The 23,768-nt window shown below is 41.8% G+C and carries 24 protein-coding genes; 11 read left to right on the plus strand and 13 right to left on the minus strand.

The window, feature by feature from the left end; genetic code table 11:
• Nucleotides 1–31 precede the first annotated feature (31 nt).
• Together CGB83_RS19150 and CGB83_RS19155 are read left to right on the plus strand one after the other, a co-directional pair.
• Nucleotides 32–385 (plus strand): arsenate reductase family protein, encoded by a 354-nt coding sequence (locus CGB83_RS19150; protein WP_100077274.1) that lies wholly within the window; start codon nt 32–34, stop codon nt 383–385.
• A 3-nt stretch (nt 386–388) separates the two neighbouring features.
• Nucleotides 389–850 carry a hypothetical protein gene (locus CGB83_RS19155; RefSeq protein WP_100077275.1) on the plus strand — a complete coding sequence of 154 codons (462 nt, stop codon included), beginning with the start codon at nt 389–391 and terminating at the stop codon, nt 848–850.
• 318 nt (nt 851–1,168) lie between these two features.
• On the opposite strand, the gene CGB83_RS19160 is transcribed toward CGB83_RS19155, so the two are convergent.
• From CGB83_RS19160 to idi, 4 genes are all read right to left on the minus strand, one after another.
• Complete coding sequence (locus CGB83_RS19160) at nt 1,169–1,528, minus strand: DUF3060 domain-containing protein (protein WP_100077276.1); 360 nt, start codon at nt 1,526–1,528, stop codon at nt 1,169–1,171.
• Nucleotides 1,529–1,633: 105 nt separating this feature from the next.
• Entirely contained in the window at nt 1,634–2,710 is a 1,077-nt protein-coding gene (gene gcvT / locus CGB83_RS19165; RefSeq protein WP_100077277.1) for a glycine cleavage system aminomethyltransferase GcvT, read from the minus strand.
• Between the two features lie 14 nt (nt 2,711–2,724).
• Nucleotides 2,725–3,201 carry a hypothetical protein gene (locus CGB83_RS19170; RefSeq protein WP_185117390.1) on the minus strand — a complete coding sequence of 159 codons (477 nt, stop codon included), beginning with the start codon at nt 3,199–3,201 and terminating at the stop codon, nt 2,725–2,727.
• The gene (gene idi, locus CGB83_RS19175) at nt 3,198–3,713 is read right to left on the minus strand and encodes an isopentenyl-diphosphate Delta-isomerase (RefSeq protein WP_100077676.1); all 516 of its coding nucleotides are present in this window, start codon (nt 3,711–3,713) and stop codon (nt 3,198–3,200) included. The genes CGB83_RS19170 and idi overlap by 4 nt, the downstream gene beginning before the upstream one ends.
• Before the next feature lie 210 nt (nt 3,714–3,923).
• Between idi and CGB83_RS19180 the strand changes: the two genes are divergently transcribed.
• Nucleotides 3,924–4,331 carry an LNS2 domain-containing protein gene (locus CGB83_RS19180; RefSeq protein WP_100077278.1) on the plus strand — a complete coding sequence of 136 codons (408 nt, stop codon included), beginning with the start codon at nt 3,924–3,926 and terminating at the stop codon, nt 4,329–4,331.
• A gap of 82 nt (nt 4,332–4,413) precedes the next feature.
• Nucleotides 4,414–5,373 (plus strand): D-2-hydroxyacid dehydrogenase, encoded by a 960-nt coding sequence (locus tag CGB83_RS19185; protein ID WP_100077279.1) that lies wholly within the window; start codon nt 4,414–4,416, stop codon nt 5,371–5,373.
• Between the two features lie 49 nt (nt 5,374–5,422).
• Here the strand turns inward: CGB83_RS19185 and mscL are convergent, their stop codons facing one another.
• Entirely contained in the window at nt 5,423–5,803 is a 381-nt protein-coding gene (gene mscL / locus CGB83_RS19190; RefSeq protein ID WP_100077280.1) for a large conductance mechanosensitive channel protein MscL, read from the minus strand.
• Nucleotides 5,804–5,980: 177 nt separating this feature from the next.
• Here mscL and CGB83_RS19195 point away from each other — a divergent pair, with 177 nt between their 5' ends.
• A complete protein-coding gene (locus CGB83_RS19195; protein ID WP_100077281.1) occupies nt 5,981–7,498 on the plus strand; it encodes an NAD(P)H-hydrate dehydratase in 1,518 nt (505 codons plus the stop codon).
• A 57-nt stretch (nt 7,499–7,555) separates the two neighbouring features.
• On the opposite strand, the gene lgt is transcribed toward CGB83_RS19195, so the two are convergent.
• Entirely contained in the window at nt 7,556–8,422 is an 867-nt protein-coding gene (gene lgt / locus CGB83_RS19200) for a prolipoprotein diacylglyceryl transferase (RefSeq protein ID WP_228420185.1), read from the minus strand.
• Nucleotides 8,423–8,851: 429 nt separating this feature from the next.
• Nucleotides 8,852–9,097 carry a membrane protein insertion efficiency factor YidD gene (gene yidD, locus CGB83_RS19205; protein WP_100077282.1) on the minus strand — a complete coding sequence of 82 codons (246 nt, stop codon included), beginning with the start codon at nt 9,095–9,097 and terminating at the stop codon, nt 8,852–8,854.
• Nucleotides 9,098–9,344: 247 nt separating this feature from the next.
• Between yidD and CGB83_RS19210 the strand changes: the two genes are divergently transcribed.
• Entirely contained in the window at nt 9,345–10,577 is a 1,233-nt protein-coding gene (locus CGB83_RS19210) for a hypothetical protein (protein WP_157761467.1), read from the plus strand.
• Between the two features lie 241 nt (nt 10,578–10,818).
• Nucleotides 10,819–12,096, plus strand: coding sequence for a replication-associated recombination protein A (locus CGB83_RS19215; protein WP_100077678.1), 1,278 nt, complete (start codon nt 10,819–10,821; stop codon nt 12,094–12,096).
• 28 nt (nt 12,097–12,124) lie between these two features.
• Here the strand turns inward: CGB83_RS19215 and CGB83_RS19220 are convergent, their stop codons facing one another.
• The 5 genes from CGB83_RS19220 to CGB83_RS19245 form a co-directional block, all read right to left on the minus strand.
• Complete coding sequence (locus CGB83_RS19220; protein WP_100077284.1) at nt 12,125–12,556, minus strand: hypothetical protein; 432 nt, start codon at nt 12,554–12,556, stop codon at nt 12,125–12,127.
• Between the two features lie 112 nt (nt 12,557–12,668).
• The gene (locus CGB83_RS19225) at nt 12,669–14,879 is read right to left on the minus strand and encodes a DUF2339 domain-containing protein (RefSeq protein ID WP_100077285.1); all 2,211 of its coding nucleotides are present in this window, start codon (nt 14,877–14,879) and stop codon (nt 12,669–12,671) included.
• 106 nt (nt 14,880–14,985) lie between these two features.
• Entirely contained in the window at nt 14,986–15,699 is a 714-nt protein-coding gene (locus CGB83_RS19230; RefSeq protein WP_100077286.1) for a hypothetical protein, read from the minus strand.
• Between the two features lie 617 nt (nt 15,700–16,316).
• Nucleotides 16,317–17,165: a prephenate dehydratase gene (gene pheA / locus CGB83_RS19240; RefSeq protein ID WP_100077679.1), complete on the minus strand. Its 849-nt coding sequence runs from the start codon at nt 17,163–17,165 to the stop codon at nt 16,317–16,319.
• A 9-nt stretch (nt 17,166–17,174) separates the two neighbouring features.
• Entirely contained in the window at nt 17,175–17,585 is a 411-nt protein-coding gene (locus tag CGB83_RS19245) for an acyl-CoA thioesterase (RefSeq protein WP_100077680.1), read from the minus strand.
• A gap of 137 nt (nt 17,586–17,722) precedes the next feature.
• Here CGB83_RS19245 and dnaA point away from each other — a divergent pair, with 137 nt between their 5' ends.
• The 4 genes from dnaA (at nt 17,723) to CGB83_RS19265 (ending at nt 21,211) form a co-directional block, all read left to right on the plus strand.
• Nucleotides 17,723–19,177 (plus strand): chromosomal replication initiator protein DnaA, encoded by a 1,455-nt coding sequence (gene dnaA / locus CGB83_RS19250; protein WP_100077288.1) that lies wholly within the window; start codon nt 17,723–17,725, stop codon nt 19,175–19,177.
• 105 nt (nt 19,178–19,282) lie between these two features.
• Nucleotides 19,283–19,747: a low molecular weight protein-tyrosine-phosphatase gene (locus CGB83_RS19255; RefSeq protein ID WP_100077289.1), complete on the plus strand. Its 465-nt coding sequence runs from the start codon at nt 19,283–19,285 to the stop codon at nt 19,745–19,747.
• 65 nt (nt 19,748–19,812) lie between these two features.
• Nucleotides 19,813–20,511, plus strand: a complete 699-nt coding sequence (locus CGB83_RS19260; RefSeq protein ID WP_100077290.1) for an SAM-dependent methyltransferase — start codon at nt 19,813–19,815, stop codon at nt 20,509–20,511.
• A gap of 322 nt (nt 20,512–20,833) precedes the next feature.
• Complete coding sequence (locus CGB83_RS19265) at nt 20,834–21,211, plus strand: hypothetical protein (RefSeq protein WP_100077681.1); 378 nt, start codon at nt 20,834–20,836, stop codon at nt 21,209–21,211.
• A 76-nt stretch (nt 21,212–21,287) separates the two neighbouring features.
• Here the strand turns inward: CGB83_RS19265 and CGB83_RS19270 are convergent, their stop codons facing one another.
• Nucleotides 21,288–23,660, minus strand: a complete 2,373-nt coding sequence (locus tag CGB83_RS19270; RefSeq protein ID WP_100077291.1) for an outer membrane beta-barrel family protein — start codon at nt 23,658–23,660, stop codon at nt 21,288–21,290.
• Nucleotides 23,661–23,768: the final 108 nt, after the last annotated feature.

Raw genomic sequence — 23,768 nt, forward strand, 5'->3', positions numbered from 1 at the left:
GAAAAGGACAGCAAAATAAAAGAAACCGACAATGAAGAAAGTATTTTACCTCAAAACATGTGATACCTGCCGGAAAATCATGGCTCAGTTTGACCTTACCGACTGGGAGCTGCGGGAAATTAAAAAGGATCCGGTAAAGGAAACCGAACTGGAAGAGATGCATCAAAAAAGCGGATCATACGAAGCACTGTTCAGCAAGAAATCTACCCAGATCAAATTGAGGGGGCTGGATTTAAAAACGCTTGGTGAAAAGGACTTCAAATCGCTGCTACTTGATCATTACACTTTTCTCAAACGACCGATTTTTATCACTGATGAAAAGATTTTCATTGGTAATGACCAGAAAACCGTTGCAGATCTCAGGACATTTTTCGGGGTTGAATAAGTGATGAATCCCGCCAGTAGAACAATGACCATCCTGCTGATCTGTTGTTCAGCCTGCATTCCTGTTCAAGCCCAGCAAAAGAAACCATCGGAGACTGTTGCAGATAAGGTAAAGCCGGCAATACCGGATACTTTATCCTACCTCAAAGCTTTTGAAATTCATAAAAAGGACTATATCGGCAAGCCATTCTCTGTTCTTTTAAATAAAATGACCCTGATCAAACCTAAAACCGTCTGGACAGTTCCCGGTAAATATGACCATAATGTGATTGAAAAATCTGTATTCCGGTTTTATACACTGAACTATCCCGTGATGAATGAAACCAAAATGCTGATCACCTGGGAGTCTCCTCTGTCCTACCGAACAGTAAGCAGCAATACCCAACGGAATAAGTTTTATTTTTCCGAATCTGAGGAGAAGTTTTACGGAAAGCAGGTAGTGAAGAATATTCTGGTCTATCGGTGACAGTTGGAGTGTAATATGGTTAAAGGGTAAGAGTGTTGGAGTGTTATAGGGTTGGAGAGATTTAGGGTTTGAGTGTCTGAGCGTAAAGGATTTGAAATGAGCTAGTGAGTTTTTATAGTATATGCTTAGGTATTGATGTGACGAGTGGCCTATATTGATCTCGTCTGAATATTAGTCAGAATTTGAAATAGGAGAGGAGATTGATGAAATTAGGTTTTGATCGCCAGAAAAGCCTATGGAATATCTGTAGTCCTACTGTAAACAGACAATCACACCAGACAGATCCATAAGCTTTTTCAGTGGATCACGAGGCTGTTGTTATTTTTTCTCAATACTGTTGCCAACTCCGCTGGAAGATACAGCCGGTTTTCCGGTCTTCGTAGGAGCGCTTTTGTAATATACTTTATTACTGGTCCCTTCAACAACAATGCTCGAAACTTTATCTGTCATGATCGTATTACCGGATCCGGATACTTCGAGTCTTGATATACGTCCATTGATAGTAATGATGTTATTGGCCCCGGAAACTTCAGCGTTTCCGCCTTCTGAGATATAGGTCTTTGTCTGGCCAACGCCCTCAACTGAAATCGTCTTATTGTTTTTTGATTGAGTCCCTGCCTGTGCACTTACATATTGTACACCAAATAAAAGAATGCATACAGCGGCTAATTTTTTCATAATAATGATTTAGGAAACTGATAGCAAGGAAAATGCCAATTGAAAAAATGGATAAAAAAAGCCGTCCTTTCAAAGGGACGGCTTAGTATATTGTTGTTCCGGTCGTTATACGAAAGGGGCCTTCACAACTTTAGCCGGGATATTTTTGTTCCTTACCTGGATAAAGATTTCTGATCCCAGTTTGAAATGCGGCTGATCTACGTAAGCCAGTCCCAAACCGATTTTCTTCATCGGGGATTGGGTTCCTGAAGTTACTTTGCCGATCACGTTACCTTCAGCATCAACCACCGGATAGTCGTGTCTCGGAACACCTTTGTCCGTCAGCTCAAAACCAACCAGTTTTCTGCTTACGCCTTCTTCTTTCTGTTTGGCAAAGGTATCTTTTGAAACAAAATCCTTATCGAATTTGGTGATCCATCCCAGTCCGGCTTCAATCGGCGACGTAGTGTCATCAATGTCGTTTCCGTACAGGCAGAATCCTTTTTCCAGTCTCAGGGTATCTCTGGCAGCCAGTCCGCAAGGGATGATGCCTTCTTCTTTTCCGGCTTCCATGATGGCATCCCAAAGTTTCTCAGCCGATTCGTTCTTAAAGTAGATTTCGAAACCGCCGCTTCCGGTATATCCGGTATTTGAAATGATCACGTCGCTTACACCGGCAACGGAACCTACGGTAAAATGATAGTAAGGAATATCTGAAAGCTGAGTGTCCGTAAGTTTCTGAAGAATTTCAGTTGCTTTAGGCCCCTGAACCGCCAGTAACGACATTTCGTCTGAAGCATTGGTCATTTTTGCCCCGAATGTATTGTGTTTTGAGATATGATCCCAGTCCTTTTCGATATTGGAAGCATTAACAACCACGAAATACTTTTCGTCTTCCATTTTGTACACGATAAGGTCATCCACGATCCCTCCGTTTTCATTCGGAAGGCATGAATACTGTGCTTTTCCGTTTTCCAGAGCGTCTACGTTATTGGTGGTTACCCACTGTAAAAGTTCCATGGCCCCCGGACCTTCCACAAAAAACTGTCCCATGTGGGAAACATCGAATATTCCGGCTTTTTCTCTTACGGCAAAATGCTCTTCCGTAACTCCTGAATATTGTACAGGCATTTCAAATCCTGCGAAAGGTACGATCTTCGCTCCCAGGGAAACATGTTTGTCGTACAGGGCTGTTTTCTTCATTTTCTATTGTTTGTTTATTTCTTTACGCTAAAACTATTGAGGGATTCGCTGAACAGCTTGCTGTAATTGCCGTTCCAGTATTTCTGTTCACAGTTGACGGAAACCAGGTAAAGGTCTTTCCCTTTCTGGAATACTTTGGTGATCCAGAAAAGCTTATTCTTTTCATCCGCATATTCATATACGTATTCCGTATATCCTTTTTTACTGCCTCTGCTTTTCACTTTTGATTCGTCATCACCGGATTTGTACAGGTCTATGATGAACTTTTTGGTTTCCGTTTTCGGGAGGTTCAGGTCATGGTATTCCGAAATGGTAACGGCTCCTATTTCATTCCCGGGAAAGATGTTGATGATATCGCTGTCATTCGTCAGTTTCCAGCCTTCAGGGTAGGAGATGGAATAGTGTTCATTGTCATAGGTCTTCGTGGGTACAGTCTGCGCTGATATCAGTCCCGCGGCGAATAAAAAGAATATTCCGAATATATTTTTCATGATCTGAGGTGGTCTTTGTATTCCTGTAAAATAATTTTGAACCACTCCGTAAAATGTTCGGGATTTTCAGACAGTTCGCGGTCCAGTTCTTCCATGGAAATGTAGCGTACTGCTTCCACTTCTTCACGGTTGAGATAGAATTCATCTTCGTAGGTTCCTGTGAATACGTGGTCCAGTTCATGTTCCCAGAGTCCGCTGCCTACATCGGCTTTATAAATGAAACTGAATTTTTCGGAGAGTTCTGCGTCTATGCCCAGTTCTTCCTTTACCCTGCGGCGGGCACCTTCCAGATACGATTCATCGGATCTTGGATGCGAACATACGGCATTGGTCCACTGGTTCGGGGAATGGTATTTGCCGGTAGCCCTTTTCTGCAACAGCATTTCGCCTTTGCTGTTGAATAAGAAAACGGAAAAAGCACGGTGTAACAGTCCGTTGATATGGGCCTGCTGTTTTTCCATAAGCCCCAGAACCTCATCACCAGGATTCACTAAAACTACGAATTCTTCCATCCCCACAAATGTAAGCCTAATAAATGTATTTTGGAAATTTTTGATGAATATCATAAGCGAGGTGGCTGAAACAATGGAGATAAGCCTCATTTATACCATGCCTGTATCAGAACAACAGGCCCGTCTGTATTGCGGATTTTTTAAATGTAAAACAAGTTTAACATACTTTTTACACACAAAAACCTTAACTTCGTAGTTCAAATCGTAATAATGGAGTTAGAACACAAAGACCACATCAGTCCAATTCTTAAGGACGGAATCAAAAATTACCTGATCGATATAGACGGAACCATTACGGAAGATGTCCCTAACGAGGAACCCGAAAGAATGGTGACCTGTGAGCCTTTCCCGGACGCACTGGAAACCATCAACAGATGGTATGACGAAGGCCACCAGATCTGCTTTTTCACTTCCAGAACCGAAAACCTGAAGCAGATTACCATCGACTGGCTGGATAAGCACGGATTCAAATACCATAGTGTGCTTTGCGGAAAGCCAAGAGGCGGAAACTACCACTGGATAGACAACCACCTGGTAAGGGCTACACGGTACAAAGGAAGGTTTACCGACCTGGTGGAAAAACAAGTAACCATAGAAGTTTTTAGAGAAGACGAATAAATTGAATTGAAAGGCCGGCCTTTTTTAATCTGTAGGAGGTTGAAAAAGGCCGGTTGGATTATAATAACATGATAAAGTATTTATGAAAGTTTTAGCAAACGACGGGCTGGACCAATCCGGCATTGACGCACTTACTGAAAAGGGCTTTGAAGTGATTACCACCAAAGTGCCTCAGGAATTCCTGATGGATTATATCAATGAACATAAAATCCGTACCCTGCTGGTGCGCAGTGCCACACAGGTAAGGAAAGACCTGATTGACAACTGCCCGTCCCTTGAGATTATCGGGAGAGGAGGTGTAGGAATGGACAATATAGATGTGGATTACGCCAGGGAGAAAGGCATCCATGTCATCAATACTCCGGCGGCTTCATCAGAATCGGTAGCCGAGCTGGTATTTGCACATCTTTTTTCAGGTGCGAGATTCCTTCAGGATTCCAACAGGAAAATGCCGGTTTCCGGAGATACGGAATTTGCAGGCCTTAAGAAAGCTTATGCAGCAGGAATAGAGCTGCGCGGAAAAACCATCGGTATCGTAGGAATGGGAAGAATCGGGCAGGAAGTGGCGAGAATCGCTTTAGGATTAGGCATGAGGGTAGTAGCTGCGGATAACAATGTAGGAAGAGCAAGCATTAAGGTTAAATTTTATAACAACCAGTTCATCAACGTGGATATTGAAACCGAACCTTTACAGGAGGTCCTGAAGCATTCGGATTTTATAACCCTGCACGTTCCGGCACAGAAAGACGGCTACATGATCGGTAAAAATGAATTCGACAGCATGAAAGACGGTGTGGCGGTCATCAACTGTTCGAGAGGCGGTGTGATCGATGAATCTGCCCTGATTGACGCATTGGATTCCGGAAAAGTAAGGTTTGCAGGGCTTGATGTATTCATCAATGAGCCTACGCCATCCAAAGCTGTCCTGAATCATCCTAAGATTTCCCTGACGCCACATACCGGAGCCTCCACGCTGGAAGCTCAGGACAGGATCGGGTTGTCCCTGGCAGATCAGATCTGCAGCATTTTACAGATTCATTAAATCTTTGACATCAAAACAGAAACACCTCTTTTTCAGAGGTGTTTTTAATTTATAATGTATTTTTGCTTTTAAGGATATCCCGGATTTCCATAAGGAGCTTCTGGTCCTGGGTGGGGCCTGCCGGAGCAGCTTCCTCTTTGCGGACAATCCTGTTGGCCGCCTTGACTATCCAGAACAGCACAATGGCAATACAAAGAAAGCTGATAACAGCAGACAGAAAATTACCGTAGGTAACGCCGTTCCATGACAGCTTTGATATATTTTCCGCGCCGGCTGCTTTCAGGGCAGGATTAAGGATCAGCGGTGTAATGACATCTTCCACCAGTGAAGAAACGATTTTCCCGAACGCGCCTCCGATAATTACACCGACAGCCAGATCGAGAACATTGCCTTTAAATGCAAAAGACTTGAATTCTTTAATCAATCCCATAATTTATATTTTTTATATTTTTCAAAATGATTTTAAAAATATAAAAATTTTCAGATATTTTTTGTCTTTTTTCCTTAAAATTATCTATTTCGTATTGATTTAATCCCGATACAAAGATGAAATTCCTTCCGGATCGAAAAATATTCGTACCTTTTTCTGACCAAATTTAAAATATCCATGAAAATATTGACTTCTGAAGACATCCGGAAATGTGATCAATACACCATACTCCATGAGCCGGTCTCATCCGTACAATTGATGGAACGTGCTGCATTAGCCTGCACCAATTGGATTGCCGAGCATTGCAAGAGCCATAAGAATATAGCTGTTTTCTGCGGTACCGGCAACAACGGGGGAGACGGACTTGCCATAGCAAGGCTGCTGCATTCGAAAGGGTTTGATGTAGAGATTTTTACCAACAACCTGAAAGCTAAATTTTCCGAAGACGCTGCAGCGAACCTGAAAAAACTAAGGGATATTCCCGGCCTTTCGGTAAAGAGCTTTAAAGATAAGCTCAACTACCGCTTTGACAGTAAGACAATCATTATTGATGCACTTTTCGGGACCGGACTTTCCAGGCCTCTGGAAGAAGACTATAAAGAAGTGGTTACCCAGCTGAATGCAATGTCAAACATCAGAATTGCGATTGATATCCCGTCCGGCCTTCCGGCAGATGGCACGATAGCCGAAGACGCTGTAGTCCTTAAAGCAGACTATACCCTGAGTTTCCAGTTCTGGAAGAAAAGTTTCCTCCACCCGGAAACCGGGAAATTTGCCGGAAAGGTCGTGATCCTCGACATCCACTTAAGCGAAGATTTTATTGAGGCAACAGATACAAATGACTATGTGATTGACGATAGCGTCATCGAAAGTATCTTCATACCCAGGGAAAATTTTACCCACAAAGGCAGTTATGGAAAAGTATTGGTGGCAGCCGGAAGTTACGGGAAAATAGGCGCAGCGGTCCTGGCGACAAAAGCTGCCCTCAGAACCGGTGCAGGGCTCACACTTACGCTGGCTCCTGCATGCGGATACAGAATTTTGCAGGCCTCCTGTCCCGAAGCAATGTTTATTGAAGGTGGTGACAGGTATACCACTCATTTCGAACATGATGAAGACGCCGTATACGGAATCGGACCCGGATTAGGTAAAGAACCTGAAACTGCTGCTGCCCTGATGAAATTCCTGAAAAAGCATAAAAAACCTTTGGTGCTTGATGCTGATGCCCTTAATATGCTGGCAGAAAATGAAAAATACCTCAGACTGATCCCGGAATATTCCATCATTACGCCCCATCCGAAGGAATTCGAAAGGCTGTTCGGGAAAACAGACAACTCATTTGAAAGGGTAGCGCTGGCCCGCAGGAAGGCAGCTGAATATAAGATTCACATTGTACTCAAAGACCACCACACCCAGGTTATAAGTCCGGATGGAAAGGTATTTTATAATATCAACGGAAATTCAGGGCTCGCCAAGGGCGGAAGCGGCGATATCCTGACCGGCATTATTACTTCGCTTCTGGCGCAGGGCTACTCTGAAGAAAATGCCGCCATGCTCGGCATCTGGCTTCACGGCAGGGCGGCCGACTTTGCCGCTGAGAAACATTCAAAAGAATCAATGTTGCCTACCGATGTCATCGATGCCTTAAGCCGCGCTTTTGAAGAGCTGAATAAAAAGGTAATGGTAAAACTATAAAATAAGAAAGGCAAATCTACCTATGCAGATTTGCCTTTCTTTTTATTTATGTGTGCATCAATCAGGTTTTTCGTTCTCTGCCTGAGTAATGGTAAACTTTTTAGAAACGATCATGATGATGACTCCTGCAATCATGAAAGGGATTGACAGTACCTGTCCGGTGTTTAATGATCCTATCTGGATGAATTCGTCCCCCTGGGGCATCTTCAGAAATTCTACAAAGAACCGGATGGCCCAGAGAATAATGAAGAACAGTCCGAACAACCATCCCTGCTGGTACTTTTTGTTTGTTTTCCTGTACAGGATCCATAGTAAAATAAACAGGCATACATAGCCGAAAGCTTCAAACAGCTGGCTGGGATACCGCGGAACAGTCACTCCGTATTCGCTGCTCTGCTGCGGAAATAGTAGAGCAAAAGGGGAATTGGGATCTACTGGTTTCCCGATGATTTCAGAATTGAAGAAGTTACCCATCCTTACAAAAGCTCCTCCCAAGGCCACAACGATTCCGAGGCGGTCATATACCCAGAACGGATTCTTTTTGATGATTTTGAAGGAATAGTATAAAGTGGTGAATATCAATGCAATAGTAGCTCCATGGCTGGCCAGGCCTGAAAATCCGGTAAATTTAAGCCCTCCTTTGGTACTGATCGGTAAAAATACACTCCAGAAATCTTCCCTGAACAATTCCGGCTGGTAGAAAATGACATGGCCTAACCTTGCTCCCAGGATCGTCCCGATCAGGGTCCAGGTGAACAACGGCTCCAGGTATTTCTGGTTCACATTGTCGATCTTGAAAATCCTGGACATCAGCAGGTAACCGAAACCGAATGCAAAAATAAACATCAGGCTGTAGAAGTGCAGGGTAACAGGCCCTAAAGTGATTCCTTTCGTAGGATCCCAGATTTTAAAAGGCGTTTCCAGCTTTACCTGATCCGTGGCAGCAATAGGTTTTGATGTTTTTACGGCGTACTTGAATTGTTCAGCATTTTCTTTGGTGACAGGCAGTTTAAGCATTCTGAAGTCCTTATCAAAAAACTGGTACCCTCCCTGTCCGAATTTTTCCATGGTTGCAGCGCTGTAATTGAAATAGGAAGGCTCAAAATTGGATTCATTAAGGATAACAAGCGTATTGTCCTCAGTTTTCCTATCTGCAAAGGCATTAAGGTCCCCGATCTCCGTTGTGGTATAAATCTTAACCGGAGTGCCTGCCGAGTTCACCTTTAAAGTTCCCTCAGACATACCGTCCGGATAGCTCTGGGCAAAAATGCATTGCGTCATAAAGACCAGTATGAACAGGTAAATCCTGAAAAAAATGCTATTCATGTCTATTTTATTTTTTAGTAGTTTAAATTAAGGTTTTTTAGGGGGAACAGGATCATAACCGCTCCCGCCCCAGGGGTGGCAACGGGCAATTCTTTTCAGGCCGAGCCACAGTCCTTTGAATGGTCCGTGAACCTGTAGCGCCTTTACCATATAATGCGAACATGTAGGCTCATAACGGCAGTTCTTGGGTAGCAACGGCGAAATGAACCATTGGTAAAACCGGATCAGAATTACCAAAGGAAAAGTAATGATTTTATTGAATGCAGGTTTCAAAACAATGCAAAAGTAGGGTAAAAAAATAAAAGCGGGATTACATTACCGCGGTTTTGTTGTTAATTGTTGGGTAATGCATCAATAAAGTGCGGAACCGTTATCAGTGCATCATTTGTGATCGTACGGTACCATATACCGGCATTGTGAATTTTTAATACCTGTTTATTTTGTTTTATATTTACCGCAAATTCCGGTTCTGCATCCATATGAGTTCGCATCGATGCGCCGTAAAAGACCTGATCTGCTTATGAAAAATCTATACAGTTTCCTGATGAATTTCAAAACCCTGCTGATATTCAACGGTATTGTACTGACAGGTAAAATCCTATATTCCTTTCTTACCGGTTTCAACGGCAATACCTTTGAAGACTGGAGCATTGCCGAAAACTTAGTCCGGTATGGGAGCTATTCCGAGTTCATCAGTATAGGGCCAACCGCTTATAAGCTGCCTGTATATCCTTTGTTTCTTTCCGCCTTCATGTTTCTTTTCCAGGATTACGCCAAAGAAGTCATCGTGATTGCGCAGCATATCATTTACTTTTTCATTCCGGTGCTGATGATCAGGATTTCGGGAATGTTCAATATAAAAAATGTCGGGCTGCTTACCGGCTACCTCTTTCTTTTGTCGCCTGCTTATTTTATTTATTCCAATACACTTGAAAGTACCAATGTTTTCATCATCATTTTCATGAATTTCCTGTACCAGTGGAGCAACGTCTGGCTGAAAGGCTTGAATCCGGCGCGGATCATCCGGCTTTCAGTGAGTACGGCTTTGCTGTTTTTGTGTCAGGTCGTCGTGGTGCCTTTAGCTTTATTGCTTTTGATGTCATTGTACATCTTCAGAAGAGCCAATCTGAAACCGCTTGCCCTGGTATTTGGTATGGTCGTTCTCGGGTATTCACCCTGGGTCATACGCAATTACCTCACTTTTGACAGGTTGGTTATCTCCAAAACCCCGGTCTGGCAGAACCGGTATTTCGGCTATTATTCAGATGTGCAGGTTTTTAAGGATCTTCAGGTGTATTCGGTATCACATGAGGCTGAAATCCTGCGCATGAGACGGAATACCGATGAATTCAGGATGGAAGATCTGTACCGGCGTGAAGTGAAGAAAATAGAAACGGCCGAGCCCTTAATTGTCGTTAAGAAAGCTTTGGCGAATACACTGATGCTCTGGTATGTACCCTCCAGGTATTACCATGATCACAGCCTGTCGATATGGATCACGCGTAAACTGTATGTAATTATCCTCAATATCTTAACGGTCTGCTCACTCATCTTTCTGTACAGAAAGAAATCGTGGAAGCTGATGGCTTTTTCAGTCCTGCTTTTTTTGAATTTTACTGCTCCTTACGCGCTTACGCATAGTGCCAATACCCGTTTCAAATTAGATTTTGAATGGTTCCAGCTTTTCCTCACTGCATACCTCCTGTATTTTACGATCCTTAAACGGAAATATGAAGATAAAATGCTTTGTTAATCAGTTTTTAGATATGAAATACTCACTTTTGCTTTCTTCAAAACAGTATTATAACTGAATTTCCTGAATTGAATCTGTAAGAAAATGATCTGATTAAGATGGTTTCTTCATGATTATTGCATGTATTTCATACATCTGCTATCGATAGCGGGATTAAAAAATTAAAATTTAACTTTGTAGTATCAGTACAGATTCTTGCAGGCAGGTGATGTCTGATAAGGTCTGTTTAAAATTCAACATCTTGAACCAGAATATACCATTAGCTGAAAAATTAAGGCCTAAAACACTCAATGATGTTTTGGGACAGGAACACCTTACCGGAGAAAAGGGGACAATAAGGAAAATGCTGAACAACAATACCCTGAATTCTGTGATCTTCTGGGGCCCTCCTGGAACCGGGAAAACGACACTGGCAGAGATCATCTCTGAGCAGTCCGGAAGGAAGTTTTATAAACTTTCCGCCGTTTCTTCAGGAGTGAAAGATGTACGTGATGTGATTGAAGATGCCAAAAAGCAGAACCTTTTTTCCGGTAAGTCACCAATTCTGTTCATTGATGAGATTCACCGATTCAATAAATCGCAGCAGGATTCTCTTCTCCATGCCGTTGAAAAGGGATGGATTGTCCTGATCGGTGCCACCACAGAAAATCCGAGTTTTGAAGTGGTATCGGCATTGCTTTCCAGAAGCCAGGTATACATATTGAAAGCCCTGAGTTATGAAAAGCTGGAAGAACTTATCGATATTGCTTCTGAACGGTACAATCATGATGAAAATACCCGTTTTACAATATCCGAAAAGGAAGCCTTTATACAATATTCCGGAGGGGATGCCAGAAAACTGATCAATTCTGTAGAGCTCGTGCTTAATCAGTACAAAGACCATTCAGACAGGGAGATCACCAATCAAGATGTCATGGAAGTATTGCAGGAAACGATGGCGCTGTACGATAAAAACGGTGAGCAGCATTATGATATCATTTCAGCATTCATCAAATCCATGCGCGGCAGTGATCCTAACGGTACGGTATACTGGCTGGCTAGAATGATTGCCGGAGGGGAAGATATTAAATTTATAGCCAGAAGGATGCTGATCCTTGCTTCGGAAGATATCGGGCTTGCCAATCCGAACGCACTCATCATGGCTAACAGTTGTTTTCAGGCCGTTAATGTAATCGGAAATCCTGAAGCCAGGATTATCCTGAGTGAAACAGCCGTTTACCTTGCGGTGTCCCCGAAAAGCAATTCTACCTATATGGCCATCAATGAAGCATTGGCCCTGGTCAAGAAGACGGGTAACCTTCCGGTTCCCCTCCACCTGAGGAATGCACCGACCAAACTGATGAAGGACCTTGATTATGGCAAGGAGTACAAATATGCTCATTCCTATGAGGGCAGTTTTGTAGATCAGGACTTCCTGCCTGCTGAAATTAAGGATATTAAACTGTATGAACCGGGGAATAATGCCACGGAAAAGAAAATATATGAAGAACTGAAGAAAAAGTGGACTAATAAATATTAAAGGATACTGTATAAATATCCCTTATCATCTATTTTGTGGAAATAAATAAGGTTTTCTTTCCTTCGTAATCCTTCACTTCCGTTTTTGCTATGATATCTCCGTAGACTCTGGTAGCGGTATCACTGAAAATATATCCATCAATAACTACCGGATGTTCTTTAGGAATACTGAACTGCTCATTCAGGGAAGCCAGAGAAATCCTGTCCAGGTTCTCGTAACCGGATTTAATCTTGAATTCAGAAATTCCGTTATCTGCAATAAACGCATATTGTTTCAGGCTCTGTGGGAGATTGGCGGCGGTCTTATAGACATTCATGCTCTGGATCATATCCTTTTTATTATTGAACATATCCACTATTCCTACAATACCGTTGGCTACTGCAAACCTGGTAGCTGTATTTTTCTGTGCAAAAAGCATAGCTGACGACAGTATTAAAAGGGAGTAAAATAATTTTTTCATAATAAAAAATTTAAAGCATGATTAAAAACGGTATAAATATACTTAATTTTTATGAATAATGATTGAAAATGCTGTTTCGATACATCATTTGACAGCGCATTCTTTCACGGATTCACGGTTTTTCTGGATTTTGTTTATCAGCATTTTTGATTAATGACTGTATTATTTTCTTCAGCCTCTGAAATATAAATGAACTTAGTAGTAAAATGATGCCTAAGATAATGAATGCAATGATCCTTGAAACATGGTCCATCTGCCATACGTCATACAGGTATAATTTAATAATCGTAATCCCGGTAAGGAAAAAACCGATCTTACGCAGTTCTATCAAATCTTTTTTGATCCCGGTATAAATAAAAACGCTGGCAAGCAGCATCCAGATGATCGGTAAATACAGGGTGATATAATGTTTTCCGTATAATCCGTCGTGTACTCCGATTCCTTTGCCCAGAATGTACAGATGGCCGATTTCCAGGCTTAGGGTAACAATCCATACAAATGAATTGATTCGGTAGTCGAATGGTGGACGGTGTACTTTTTTGTTTGAGAAAAAATTCCATACAGTATAGGCTAAAGGAATAAGGTATAGCGCATACACGAAATAGAAAGTACCCGGTATTGTGTGGTGCAGAATATTATCGGCCAGGAAAGAACCGTTGATGGAAATGTGAACTGCAGTCAGGATCAGCAATGAATAATTGAGTATGTTTTGTACAGGCCTGTTGATTTTAAGTACTTTGCTGCATAAAAGTAGTATGAAAATATAATATAGTGTATATAATGCTGCAATACTGTCGATTACAGTTAAAGGTTGAGCTGAGATATGGTACAGCAGTTCAAAAAGAAGGGTAGCATAGATAAGGCAGTATACAGTAGCAGAACATATCACCTCCAGCCGTGAGTAGGGCGTTTCATCCGTTTCGGTTTTCCTTCTGATCAGCAAAAGATTAATCACGGCACTTAGTGCAGTTACACAGCTTGTGATGAATACCGGATTGAAGACAATGTTTAAGTTTTCTTTTTCAAAATACCGGGCCCATGTAGCCATCTGTGCTATCATCACCAACGGAAAAATGACGTAAAAAGCCTTCCTGAAGATAATATGTCCGTTTTTTTTCAGGATAAAGAGCAACAGGGTAGCCTCAATGGCCCATATACTGGTAATGAGGTGTGTGTTGAGTTGTAAAGCCGCAGCAACCGTAATCAGGCTGATGGTGAGTGCGCTAAAAACTGAGTAGCTGGTACCGGATCTTTTTGCCCGGTATTCGCGTATTGCAAGCATGAGATTGAGCAAGGCAAAAACCAGCGGGAAGATGATAACAGGTTCCAGATGAAGCGTGTTGAATATATAGACCAATCCTGTAATGCTGAAAAAATTAAGTAAGACCAGCATCAGGATGTCTGCGGCCAGGAGCGTCCGGTTTCTCACAAATCCCTGAAGCCCGTATGCATAAAAAAGAACATAGGAGAGGAGGTAGAAGTAAATGGCCGGGGCTTCCGTTTTTGATGCCGTCCAGTAGGAGAGATAACAGAAAGTCAGGATAAAAGAGATCCAGCCTGTATTTCTCCGTTCCCTTAACCACACAATAATCAGCATTCCTGCGTTCAGGACCATGATGTAGGAGAAGAGAAAAAGATAATTGCTCTGCCCTGTACTGATCATTAACGGAGCGGCAAACCCGCCTAATAAAGCAAATATACTGAGCGTTTCACTTTTGTATGCATAAGAAAAAGCAATGGACAGCAAAGTAATCAGGCAGGTAACGGCAAATGCGACCTGCTGTGAAAACAGATGGTAATCCCGAAAGGCAATGGTTACCGTGAAATACAGTACAGAAATTCCGCCACCCGTGATGACAGAGGAAAATACAGCGTAATTTTTCCTTACCGGATATCCGATTCCTATAATCAGAAGACCGGCTATGAAACCTATTGCTGCTCTCGCAGTTTCTCCGATCCAGTTATTGTCTACGGCATATTTGATAAAGTAACCGATTCCCAGGACAAGGGTAAAGATTCCTACGACGGTAAGTGCATTTTGTTTCAGGAATTCAGACAACTGGGAAAACCAGTTGTTCCCTTTCTGATGAGGCATTTCCTGATCATCCGGCTTTATTATCGGGAGTTCTGCACGAGCAGGAGTAGATTTTTGATGATCGAGTTCTTCTGATATTGCCGGCAGAGAGCCGGAATTCACCGCTGTACCGGCAGACCTGTTGCTGATCTTGCGGATTTCCTGTTCCAGACGGCGGATCTTTTGATCCATCCGGTAAAGAACAAATAGGATAACGACCAGGATAAAAATGAAAAATATATAGTTCATTGCAGAGCACTCTTTCAAATATACACAATTGATTCATATAAATAATTAATCCACCATACAAACGCATGATGGATTAATCGTGTAGAGTTATTAAGCTATATGTTTTTTAGTCGGATATCTTATAAATGTAAAAGTTTGAGGTACTGGTAGCCAAAATACTGCCATCCAGAACGCTTGATCCTGTAAGACCAAACGAAATTTTGTCTCCGGCCTGTAGAGGGTACAGCGAATTCACATTGCTTTCGGAAATGGTCAGACTTAAAAGAACCAGATTGGCACCAGAAAATGAACGGCTGTCGATCACTGTAGAGACACCGGCTCTGGTTCTGACCAATCCGACACCCGGAGAATTAGGTAATAGTGCTGCCTGTAGCCCGGTACCGTAACGGAAGTAGAACCCAATGGCATATACTCCTGTGGAAGGTACTGTATACGTATTGTCATTATCTGAAAATAATGATGCCTGTCCCACAGTTCGTTCTGCATTCACAAAATTAACGGCACGGAAACCGCTGGGGAAAATCCCAAGACTTAAAAGCGTTACGGAACCCGATGCTTTTCTGGCTGCGTATACTGAACTGTTGACGGTTGACCCACCTCCCGAAAGAAGTGCGGGATCTAATCGCGATACTTCTGAATTCGTCTGATTAATCGCCAAAACCTGATAGCCTGAAACACTGGATCCCTGAGGAGTCTGTCTGATAATTACATTACCGTTTACATCAAGGGTAGACTGCGGTGTTGTAGTATTGATCCCAACTTGGGAGAAAACAGGAATTGCAGCAATGGACAGAAGCAAGGTGTAGAACTTTGTTTTCATGTTAAAAAGATTAAATAGTTAATATTTAGTGTAGATTAGTTTCATTCAAATATAGCAAAAATTATGCTTAAGAAAGTGAATTTTTTTTCTTTTTTCATAGGTTATAAGTTTATGATTTTAATTAAAGCACGGATTTGTATAAAAAATTTAAGTAAAAATAACGATATCGCTAATTTAAAACTATTTTTTTTAAATCAAAATAAATTTATGTCACATTGGGTAGACTTCAAGAAAAATGCAGATGATCTGATTATTTAATAATCCTGATGTGGAAGAATTTCGATTATATTTTATTTCTGTAGTTTTTTTTTATAAAAGCTGGAGAAAACCATAATATATAGCCGTCTATCTTCGATATTGCCTTACAATTAAAACAATAACTATGCTTTGAATAACAAATATGATATAGGCAAGTGCCTGTATGACAACTTTATAGAAAATGATGTAAGAAAAGAAAGTACAGGTATGCAGAGCTATCGATAATCCTGTCTTGATTATACTGAAAATAAATCTGTCTCAAAAGCGCCTTATTGCTTTCTGTATAATAGATTAAACAGATAAGAAAGATCAGGCAGAATGGTATCCTGACTTTTGAGACAGCATTTAACGATATAAAGTTAAGCCTCAAGAAGAAATTCTTTGTAGCTTCCCAGAAAATCAACTTCCGCATGGATGGATTTCAGCTCCTCCAGCGCATTTTCATGCAGAACCGATTCCCATTTGCCTGCGATATTAATATAAAAGAAATAATTTCCGAGACCGGTTTTCAGGGTCCTGGATTCTATCTTGCTTAAATTCATTTTTCTCCAGGCGAACACAGAGAGCACCTGATGAAGACCGCCGGCATGGTCTTCAGGAAGGGTAACCAACAGCCCTGATTTTTCACCCAGCACTTCAAGTTGTGCGTTGTTATATAGTTCATTGCCTTTGGATATGATAATAAACCGTGTATGGTTCTGCTCAAAATCCTGAATGTTGCGATGGATGATTTTCAGTCCATACAGGTTCGCTGCAAACTGGTTGGCCACGGCTGCAATCCTGAGCTTTGGATTTTCCGAAACCATCAGTGCTGCCGCTGCTGTGGAAGAAAAATCCTGCCTGATGGTATTTTTATAATGCGTGTCCAGGAAATGAAAAGTCTGCGCTAATGCCTGCGGATGGGAATATATTTTTTCCAGTTCCTGCTGTTCATTATCGGGATGAACCATCAGATGATGGGCAATCGGCATTACACCCTCTGCTTCTATTTTGATCGAAGGGATCTTATAAAGGTAATCAAGGGTCATGGACACGGTACCCTCAATGGAATTCTCCAGTGGAACCACAGCTTTATCAGCGGTCCCGTTTTCCACCGCATGGAAGCAGTCCAGGATGTTGGCCTGCGGAATCAGTTCGTCGTGCGGGAAGAACTGGGTAGCGGCCAGCTGGGTAAAACTTGCCTGTGGCCCTAGAAATGCAATCTTCATCATATGTATTTAATGTTTCCAGTTGTTTTCAATCAGTTTCAGTAAAAAATCCGGACATTTAACCACTTTTTGTGTGGCTGCGTCCAGAAAGAAAAGAGTGGTGGAGGCTTCGGTAATCTTTACACCTTCTTCATTGAAGATTTCATAATCGAATTCAATCCTTACGCCGGGCATTTTTTTTACAAAGGTATGGATCTCCAATTTCTGATCATATAAGGCAGGTTTTAAATACTTAATTTTATACTCCGAAACCGGCAGCCAAATTCCCTGGTTTTCAATCTCATTATAGGGCATTCCTATGCTCCTGAAAAGTTCTACCCGGCCCACTTCAAAGTACTCTGCATAATTGCCGTAGTAGACATATTTCATAGGATCTGTTTCTCCGTAACGTACTCTTAATGAGTGTGTTGTGTGTATCATAATCAGGCTTAATTTATACATACAAATATATTTTTAAATAATCAATACCTGCAAAATTTTTTTTTGAAAATAAAAAATTGGACCTTTGTCTCCCTTCTACAAAACGTACTAATCTAAGAATAATCAGGGCATAAGTTATGGGTGAAAATTTAATGTTGATATGGCAGAAATGCCTTCAGTTTATGCGGGACAATCTTAACGCTGCTGAAGATAATTCTGATTTAAAAAAACTCGAAAAATCCTTCGACCTTCTGTTTGATAAAGTCCAGCCGATTTCTTTGGTGGACAATAATCTTACATTAATGGTACCGAGTGATTTTTACAAGGAATATATTGAAGACAATTACCTGTCTTTACTTTCGGCTGCCCTGAAGAAGAACATCGGGAAAGGGGTTAAGCTGTGGTATTCCGTAATGGAAAACAAGCCGGCAGGGCTGGAAAAACCTGTCACCATGAATATGAAAGGCAAAAGCGTTCCTACGCCCAAAGTTCAGGAAACTTTGCCACCGGGATTTTCATCCAATATCGTCAATCCTTTTGTCGTTCCGGGGATCAAGAAAGTGAATATCGATTCCAACCTGAAATCAGATTTTTCTTTTGATAATTACGTAGAAGGAGAAAGCAACAAGTTTGCGGCAACCGTAGCACGGTCTATTGCAAAAAGACCAGGAGCAACCGCATTCAACCCATTATTCTTATATGGAGGATATGGGGTGGGGAAAACCCACTTAGGGCAGGCCGTAGGTCTGGAAGTAAAAAGCCAGTTCCCGGATAAAGTGGTTTTATACCTTTCCTCAGAAAAATTCATCCAGCAGTTTATCTCTGCAGCCAAAGCCCATAAGCAGACTGAGTTTGCCAACTTTTACCAGATGGTGGACGTACTGATCATTGATGATATCCAGTTCCTTTCCGGAAAATCGGCTACTCAGGACAGTTTCTTCCATATCTTCGATTATCTGCACCAGAACGGGAAACAGATTATCCTGACTTCCGATAAGGCACCGGCAGATATCATGGATATCCAGGACAGGATTGTATCCAGGTTCAAATGGGGACTTTCTGCTGAGATCAAATCTCCGGATTACGATACCCGTAAGAAGATCATCATCAATAAGCTGAGCCGGGACGGTATCGTGCTTACAGATGATATGCTGGATTTCCTTGCTTCTGAGACGAAGACCAATGTAAGAGAGCTGATCGGGGTGATCAATTCCGTGATTGCATATTCAACCATTTATAAGTCTGACCTGAGCCTTGAGCTGTTGAAGGATACCATCAATAAGATCGCGGCCAATCAGAAAAAAGTCATCAACATCCCATATATCCAGGAAGTGGTGTGCGATTATTTCGGAATTAAAAGGGAACAGCTGCTTTCCAAGACCCGAAAAAGAGAAATTGCACTTCCGAGACAGCTGGCAATGTATTTTGCCAAGGAATTCACCAATGCCACCTTTACCAAAATTGGTGAAGAGATGGGAGGGAAGGACCATTCTACTGTAATGTATGCCTGCGATACTATTAAGGATGTCTCTAAAATTGATAAGGAAGTAAAAAAATATGTAAAGGAGCTTACCGAAAAAATAAAGCACTAAACTTTACATTGACATACACCGAAAAATGAAGAATATCCGTATTCTTCATTTTTTGTTTAGTTTTGTAACGCAACAAACATTGTAACATTTAAAAGTACTCAACCGATGAACATACTGATGGTCTGCCTGGGAAACATATGCCGTAGCCCGCTTGCCGAAGGGATTATGAAAACCAAGCTTCCGGAAGGCTTTTCTGTAGATTCTGCAGGAACCATTTCGCAGCATGAAGGCGAGCACCCGGACAGAAGAGCTGTTAAAACAGCAGCCAATCATGGAATAGATATTTCCCGACAGGTTTCCAGGCCGATTACTGCCCAGGATTTTCAGAATTTTGATAAGATCTACTGCATGGATATTGATGTATACGAAGATGTCATCTCCAAAGCAGCTGATGAAGAGCAGCGCCGGAAAACAGCCCTCTTCCTCGAAGCCGCCGGCAATCATGAAAATGCGGAAGTGCCCGATCCTTATTGGGGCGATATGGAAGATTTCGAAGACGTGTATCAGCTGCTCGACAGAGGGTGCGAACAGATTGCCCGCCAGTTAAAAGCTTTTATCACGTCAGATTAACATCCAGCCAGGTGTACAATTACCTCCTGTTACTCATAACTCACAACTTATAACTCATAACTCTAATGCTTTTCCTTCTCCCTGCCTACCTTTCTGAAAATACTTCCATCACTCATTTTTCACCGGTGATCAAAGATTACATCATGCAGACGGATTATTTCTTTGTTGAAAATGAAAAAACCGCAAGGAAAGTAGTAAAATTCTTTGCGCCTGAAAAGAAGCAGTCTGATCTCAAGCTTTTTCTGCTGGACAAGTACACGGAGAATGCGGACATCCGGGAAGCGCAGGCACTTATGCTGAGAGGGCAGGATTTCGGGCTGCTGTCTGAGGCAGGGCTTCCCTGTATTGCCGATCCCGGAAATCTGATGGTGAAGTGGTGCCATGAGAAGAATATCAGAGTAATCCCTATTTCAGGGCCTTCGTCTATTATCCTGGCCTTAATTTCCAGTGGGTTCAATGGCCAGGAGTTTACGTTCAATGGATATCTTCCCATTGATAAAAGCGAGAAGAAAAAACAGATCCAGCATCTGGAAAGCATGGTTCAGAAAACCGGATATTCCCAGATTTTCATGGAAACACCGTACCGCAACAATCAGCTGCTGGAAGACCTTATCAAGTTCCTGTCGCCCAATACAAAGCTCTGCATCGCTGCGAACATCAACGATCCTGAACATGAATTCATCAGGACAAAAACCATAAAAAACTGGCAAAAAGAAAAACCTGAACTGCATAAAGTCCCTACGGTATTTGTACTGGGAAGATAATACATTTAACTCTAAGATTTATTTTCTGCCAGAATCATAAGTGTCTTTAACCATAGGAGAATCCTGAAATTAACAAGGTTGAAACAGAACAACACATGAGTTGAAAAGCAAGAGGTTTTTCAATATGCAATCGTATGACAGATTAGGTATTAATTTCTGAAAGATTCTTATATAATTATGTATTAATCAAGATACATCATACAAATCAAAAGTATTTGTATCGTCGCATGTAGCTTAGCTCCTGTCATTTTAACAGCTTGTTAACGTATGCTTTGCATCATTCTTGTTTATGCAGAGGTACAACATCAAAAAATCAAAAATTATGTCAGAAAAAAAATTAGCAGGAATCTGGATGGATAAAGAAAAGGCTATTGTCGTTAAAAACCATGATGCGCAGAATGCATTTAAATTCTTCCTGTGCAATCCCGTGAAAGCTGAGATACAGCATGGGAATTCCAGTGAAAATGCCGGTAATAATGCTGAAAAGACAAACAGAGCCAAATATTTTAAAGAAGTTGAGCATCTGCTGATCAATTCCCAGGAAGTGTACATTACCGGTCCAGGTACCATTCAGGAGGAGTTCAAAAATTACCTTCATGATACGGCTCAATTCAAGAATTTAACCGTTCATCTTGATACTGCGCAGCAGATGAGTGATGAGCAGGTTCTTGAAAAGGTGAAGGAATATTTTAATGCTTAAAAATGATAATGCAATAACGGATCCGGATGTCTTTTGACATCCGGATTTTTTATATATTTAAAATATGAAAGGAAAACTATTGCATCCTTTTCCGTTCTTCCTCACTCGCTGTTTTTCTGTTTCGGGGAGCAGATATGTTATTACCAAACCGGTATAGCAGACTAAGCGTAATGAATCTGCTTTCGCGCTGATAGAAAAAGCGGCTCTGCTGATCCCGGAAATGAATGCTCACCAAATTGTTGTTGGTATTAAAAATATCGGTGATGGTAAATTTTAGTGTTCCGGCATTTTTCAGGACGTTCATCTTGACCCCTAAATCCACAAAGAAATTGGCACGCACCCGGTAAATACCCTGTATTCCGGAACTGTTGTAGGTCCCATTGATTTCCGCTTTCAGTCCGGTTTTTTTATCTATCGAAAACGATTGGCTCATCGAGCCGGAGAATGAAATCATGTGATTGTCATAACTGCCTGATAAATAATCTGATTTTTCTCGCTGGCGGTATATATCTGCTAAGATATTCACGTCCCACCAGGATGCAGGCTTTACCGGTGCCGATAAACGAATTCCCGCCATAGTGCTAAGCCCGAGGTTAGCCTGGGTGCCGTAATATCTTTTCGTATCATTATCCTGAATATTAATATTGGTGAACACATCGCGGGTAGAGGTGTAGTATGCCGTAAGGTTATATTTCTTACTATAGGTATAGCCTGCTTCCAGACTATGGACAAATGCTGGCTGCAGAGCAGGGTTTCCTGCATAGACACTGTAAGGAGATAAGAAGCGTTTGGCGGGATTCAGCCGGTTGTATTCCGGACGTTCGATGCGATAGGCATAATTAAACTGAAACTCATGATTTTCACAAGGTTTGTACTGAATGAATACCGTGGGAAACAGCTTGAAATAATTTTGTTCGTTCAGCAGGTTCAGGTTCTGTTCGTATCCTCTGGTACGGGTGTATTCGCCTCGCAGTCCACCCTGTAAACTCCATGACCCGAAATTACCCGATACACTAGTGTACGTGGAAGCTACCTTTTCACGGTAAGTAAAATGGTTGCGGTTGGCTTCTACTGCTTTCAGTTCAGCGCCGTCACGGTTGAAATAGTCAAAAATACTGATGCTTTCTGTACTGCTGTATTTGATTCCTGATGTTATTTCCAGTCCTTTCGCTGCTTTAAAATAATAATCTGCTTTTCCCGACATGATGCTGATTTCCTGAGAACTTGGAGTATAAATATGGAAAAAATCGGAAGTAAGGCTGCCATCGGGAAGCAAGGTAACATTATCTGTAAAAGGCCGGTTAACGTTTCGGAATGGAGCATAATCAAGATCAATATTCAGGCTGCTTTTAGCGGAATCAAGTTTTAGGTTGTAATTAAGGTTAAAGGCATGCTGGCTTCCGAGTGTAGAAGCATAATTATCGGTATTCAGGGTAGAATCAAGCTTCATGGCAGGCGATGTGATTTCTGTAATGGCGGGGCTTTCAGAACTGCCTTTCCGGTTATTTCCTGTTATCAGGAAGCCCAGCACCTGGTTGTCAGAAACCTGGTAGTCAACCCCCAAACGGTAATCATGGGTGTCTGAATCGTATACGGTACGGCTGAGACTGTTCCATAAAGAATTTCCGTAATTGATGAAAATATTATGGTCCTGAATGGTTTTGCGATGGGTAAATCCGTAATTTCCATACATATTCCATTTATTTTTACGGTAAGTGAAGGTCGTATTTCCGGTATAGCCGGTATAGTTGCCCTGATTGATTCCGCCACTCAGACTCAGGTTGAAACCTTGTTTCTTTGCTTTTTTGGTCACAATATTAACTACTGAAGCTCCTTCAGCATCAAACCTGGCTGGGGGATTGGAAAAAATCTCGACCTGGGAGACTTGGTCCGAAGGCATTCCCTGAAGGTAGGCGGCCAGATCATCTCCTGATAACTGCAGTGGCTTTCCGTCCAGGTAAATCCGGACATTTTTACGATTGGCGGTTACTGTATTGGCGGATGTGATCTGAATACCGGGCGCTTTTGTCAATGCTTCCCACGCGCTTCCGCCCGAAGCAATAATGCTGTTTTCCACATTAAAGCTGACACGGTCGATCTTTCTTTCAATAAGCGGCTTTCTTTTAGTCAGGGTTACTTCCTGTATTGTATGCTCATTCCTGTGCATGGTAATCATCATGCTTTCTTTCGGAAGCTGTACTAACATTTCTACAGGCTGATAGTCCGGCAATGTTACGGTCAGGGTATAATTTCCGGCTTCCGGATAGCCCATACTAAAATTTCCGAGATCGGAAAAAACTGTAGCTACCTTTTTTTGATCTTTTGATAACGTAACCGTTGCGGCATCCAGCATCCGGCCGTTACCATCCTGTATAATTCCTTTTTGAAGGATTTGGGAATACATGAGTCCTGAAATAAAGATCAGGAGATATAAAATTGCATTTTTCATAAGGCAAACCTACGTCAGTCTTATGTTAAGGCCTGTTAAGCAGAGTTAAACAGCATTAACCAAGGTTAATTAAGGTTAAATCTTTACCGGCAGGTTGTTCAGTCTGGG

The organism is Chryseobacterium camelliae (assembly GCF_002770595.1).
GTDB lineage: Bacteria > Bacteroidota > Bacteroidia > Flavobacteriales > Weeksellaceae > Chryseobacterium > Chryseobacterium camelliae.

Bases quoted from the DNA above. Each gene is read 5' to 3' on its own strand.
- CGB83_RS19150 (WP_100077274.1), top strand. From the start codon at position 32: ATGAAGAAAGTATTTTACCTCAAAACATGTGATACCTGCCGGAAAATC.
- CGB83_RS19155 (WP_100077275.1), top strand. From the start codon at position 389: ATGAATCCCGCCAGTAGAACAATGACCATCCTGCTGATCTGTTGTTCA.
- CGB83_RS19160 (WP_100077276.1), bottom strand. From the start codon at position 1,528: ATGAAAAAATTAGCCGCTGTATGCATTCTTTTATTTGGTGTACAATAT.
- gcvT (WP_100077277.1), bottom strand. From the start codon at position 2,710: ATGAAGAAAACAGCCCTGTACGACAAACATGTTTCCCTGGGAGCGAAG.
- CGB83_RS19170 (WP_185117390.1), bottom strand. From the start codon at position 3,201: ATGAAAAATATATTCGGAATATTCTTTTTATTCGCCGCGGGACTGATA.
- idi (WP_100077676.1), bottom strand. From the start codon at position 3,713: ATGGAAGAATTCGTAGTTTTAGTGAATCCTGGTGATGAGGTTCTGGGG.
- CGB83_RS19180 (WP_100077278.1), top strand. From the start codon at position 3,924: ATGGAGTTAGAACACAAAGACCACATCAGTCCAATTCTTAAGGACGGA.
- CGB83_RS19185 (WP_100077279.1), top strand. From the start codon at position 4,414: ATGAAAGTTTTAGCAAACGACGGGCTGGACCAATCCGGCATTGACGCA.
- mscL (WP_100077280.1), bottom strand. From the start codon at position 5,803: ATGGGATTGATTAAAGAATTCAAGTCTTTTGCATTTAAAGGCAATGTT.
- CGB83_RS19195 (WP_100077281.1), top strand. From the start codon at position 5,981: ATGAAAATATTGACTTCTGAAGACATCCGGAAATGTGATCAATACACC.
- CGB83_RS19210 (WP_157761467.1), top strand. From the start codon at position 9,345: ATGAAAAATCTATACAGTTTCCTGATGAATTTCAAAACCCTGCTGATA.
- CGB83_RS19220 (WP_100077284.1), bottom strand. From the start codon at position 12,556: ATGAAAAAATTATTTTACTCCCTTTTAATACTGTCGTCAGCTATGCTT.
- CGB83_RS19225 (WP_100077285.1), bottom strand. From the start codon at position 14,879: ATGAACTATATATTTTTCATTTTTATCCTGGTCGTTATCCTATTTGTT.
- CGB83_RS19230 (WP_100077286.1), bottom strand. From the start codon at position 15,699: ATGAAAACAAAGTTCTACACCTTGCTTCTGTCCATTGCTGCAATTCCT.
- pheA (WP_100077679.1), bottom strand. From the start codon at position 17,165: ATGAAGATTGCATTTCTAGGGCCACAGGCAAGTTTTACCCAGCTGGCC.
- CGB83_RS19245 (WP_100077680.1), bottom strand. From the start codon at position 17,585: ATGATACACACAACACACTCATTAAGAGTACGTTACGGAGAAACAGAT.
- dnaA (WP_100077288.1), top strand. From the start codon at position 17,723: ATGGGTGAAAATTTAATGTTGATATGGCAGAAATGCCTTCAGTTTATG.
- CGB83_RS19255 (WP_100077289.1), top strand. From the start codon at position 19,283: ATGAACATACTGATGGTCTGCCTGGGAAACATATGCCGTAGCCCGCTT.
- CGB83_RS19260 (WP_100077290.1), top strand. From the start codon at position 19,813: ATGCTTTTCCTTCTCCCTGCCTACCTTTCTGAAAATACTTCCATCACT.
- CGB83_RS19265 (WP_100077681.1), top strand. From the start codon at position 20,834: ATGTCAGAAAAAAAATTAGCAGGAATCTGGATGGATAAAGAAAAGGCT.
- CGB83_RS19270 (WP_100077291.1), bottom strand. From the start codon at position 23,660: ATGAAAAATGCAATTTTATATCTCCTGATCTTTATTTCAGGACTCATG.